Genomic DNA, 3,109 nt, shown 5'->3' on the forward strand with positions numbered 1-3,109 from the left:
GGTTTTGTTAGACAACGGGATTGACCTGTACAATGGCAAGGCCAAATTGATTAATTGTCGGGGCCTGGGTAGTTGTGGCACTTGTGCGGTGGAGATTGAAGGGGAAGTTTCGGCTCCCAATTGGCGGGACCGAACTCGGCGATCGCTCCCTCCTCATTCTCCCTCAAAAAATCTGCGATTAGCTTGTCAAACCCAAGTTTTAGGTGATGTAAAGTTGACAAAATATGACGGGTTCTGGGGACAAGGTGAAAATCCAGTCTGGACAGCAGAAGGTTAAGGCTTAAACGGCATTGAGTATTAAGAATTAATAATTTAAGGGCAGTTTTTTCATAGCTAGTCAAAGCATTTGTCTAAATTATATCCTGCTTTCTGCGGATTCATTAAACACCCCAGAGTGCCATATTATGGAAAATTTAAACTAATCTTCACCGATTGCAACTTGACAAAAACCCTCTTGTTATAAAAAAAATTACCTTAATTTTTTAATGAAGACATCAAGCGACATCATTATTATTGGCGGTGGCATTATCGGTCTCTCTATTGCCATTGACCTGAAACTGCGTGGGGCATCGGTGACGGTTTGTACGCGATCGCTCCAGGAGGGAGCCACCTATGCGGCAGCGGGAATGTTGGCCCCGCAAGCGGAGGCAGTTCCCCCGGGACCGATGCTGGATTTGTGCTTGCGATCGCGATCGCTCTATCCGGACTGGATTAGCAAAATAGAAGACCTCAGCGGCGTCTCCACCGGCTATTGGCCCGGGGGGATCCTCGCCCCGGTTTATGAAACTCCCTCACCGGGGACCCCCTCCCCCACGGATTCAGAATTTCCCGCGACTTGGGTTGACAAATGTCACCTCGACCTGTACCAACCGGGTTTAGGGGAGGCGGTCGTTGGCGGATGGTGGTATCCCGAAGATGGACAAGTGGATAATCGCGCCCTTGCCGATGCGTTATTAAAGGCAGCCCGAGAATTGGCAGTCGAGATTCGCGAGGGGGTGATCATTGAAGGGATTATCCAGCGACAACAGCAGGCAGTCGCCTTGCGGACGAACCAGGGAGAATTACACGCGGCCCATTATGTCCTGGCCACTGGGGCCTGGAGTCATCAACTTCTACCGATTCCGGTTCATCCGAAAAAAGGGCAGATGCTCTCGGTACAAGCCCCTGTGAACTCTCCGGTGCCACCTCTAACTCGGGTCTTATTTGGACCGGAAACCTACATCGTTCCGCGACGGGATGGCCGGATTATTATTGGGGCCACCAGTGAGGATGTGGGGTTTACTTCCGGTAATACCCCGGCGGGAATCAAACTCTTGTTAGAACGGGCGATGCGACTCTATCCGGTTCTGGCAGATTATCCCATCCAGGAATGTTGGTGGGGATATCGACCGGCGACCCCGGATGAATGGCCGGTTTTGGGTCCCAGTGCGATCGCCAATTTAACCTTAGCCACAGGACACTATCGCAACGGGATTTTACTAGCACCGATTACCGCTGCCTTGATTGCCGATTGGATTCTCCAGGAGAATACCGATCCCCTGCTGCCGCACTTTAGTCATCAGCGATTTTTGACAACATCTGCTCAATCTACTGGATCTCCCATGAATTCTCTCACCTACGCCACGGCCAAACCCTCTGTTCCGTCTCCGGAATCCTTGTTACAGCAGTTAGATCAGCCGGTTACCATTGCGGGGCGATCGTTCCAGTCGCGGTTGATGACGGGGACTGGCAGATATCGGTCAATGGAGGAAATGCAGCAAAGTATTATCGCCAGTGGTTGTGAAATCGTGACCGTGGCGGTGCGTCGAGTCCAAACCAATGCACCGGGACATCAGGGATTAGCCGAGGCGATCGACTGGAGTAAAATCTGGATGTTGCCCAATACTGCGGGATGTCAAACCGCTGAGGAAGCGATTCGGGTGGCGAGATTGGGTCGAGAAATGGCGAAACTCCTGGGTCAAGAGGAGAATAATTTTGTCAAATTAGAGGTGATTCCCGACCCGAAATATCTGTTACCGGACCCAGTCGGGACGTTGGAAGCGGCGGAACAATTAGTCAAAGAAGGGTTTGCGGTGTTGCCTTATATTAATGCGGACCCGATGTTAGCCAAGCGCTTAGAAGAGGTGGGCTGTGCTACAGTGATGCCCTTGGGGTCACCGATTGGGTCCGGACAGGGAATTAGTACCGCTGCGAATATTGCGATTATTATTGAGAATGCTCAAGTGCCGGTGGTGGTGGATGCCGGGATTGGGGTCCCTTCCGAGGCGGCCCTAGCGATGGAGATGGGGGCGGATTTGGTCTTGATTAATAGTGCGATCGCCCTCGCCCAAAATCCCGCAGCAATGGCAAGAGCTATGGCCCAAGGGGTAGAAGCCGGTCGTCTAGCCTATCTCGCCGGTCGTATTCCCATTAAATCTGCCGCTAGTGCGAGTTCTCCCCTGACGGGCACGATCGCCCCTTGATAGAGAGAATTTTCCACCCTCCTCTATCTGTAGGGTTAACTCAGTTGAGCAATTTTAGGGCGGCTACTGTCCACCCTAAAATTGCTCAACTTCTGCGTAAGTCATGCAGCAAAAATATTGTCAAGAAACCCGGTTGTCTTCCAAGTTTTTTAACTCTAATAGAAGAGGCAGATTTTTCATGGGGTGTTCTTTTGCCCTTCTGAGCGAATGGTCTCTATTTTTTCCGAATTTCTGAAAATTCAATAACGCTACTTATAGCTTTCTTTTAGATAAGTTCGTCTGAATTATCCGACGGCAGTCAAAATTTTTGTGTCTATACAGATTGTGGGTATTTTGTCAAGAGTGTGTGAGAAAATTTTATACTCCGTTCCTCTAGTTCGTAGTAACGACTTTAGTCGTTTCCTCGTTACAGGGCTTCAGCCATGTAACGCATCATGTAAAAATAAATTGTGTAAATTTTATCTGGAATTCTCTCTGAATGGTGCTTCCAGGCAAAAATTGTTCAAGTTAGGGGATTGCAAAATATAAATCCTCCAAACTTTCAACTGAAAGGAAGCTATGTGTCGGAGTAAATGCTTGCGCCCTCCGGAGGGCGCAAGCATTTACTCCGACATTGACGGGGCTACTTTGTTGATCTACGAACGAAC

Annotated in this window: 2 protein-coding genes and 1 pseudogene; all 3 read left to right on the forward strand. The window is 49.6% G+C overall.

The features are described 5' to 3' along the window. On the forward strand, positions 1-277 hold a 277-nt coding region (locus NG833_RS27375), incomplete at its 5' end, for a 2Fe-2S iron-sulfur cluster-binding protein (protein WP_254568435.1). Positions 278-485: 208 nt separating this feature from the next. After that, positions 486-1,466 (forward strand): annotated as a pseudogene (gene thiO, locus NG833_RS31100) (glycine oxidase ThiO); the annotation flags it as partial. 135 nt (positions 1,467-1,601) lie between these two features. Beyond that, a complete protein-coding gene (locus NG833_RS31105; RefSeq protein ID WP_256556185.1) occupies positions 1,602-2,462 on the forward strand; it encodes a thiazole synthase in 861 nt (286 codons plus the stop codon). Positions 2,463-3,109 lie beyond the last annotated feature (647 nt).

This window comes from Oscillatoria sp. HE19RPO, assembly GCF_024220515.1.
GTDB lineage: Bacteria > Cyanobacteriota > Cyanobacteriia > Cyanobacteriales > Laspinemataceae > Laspinema.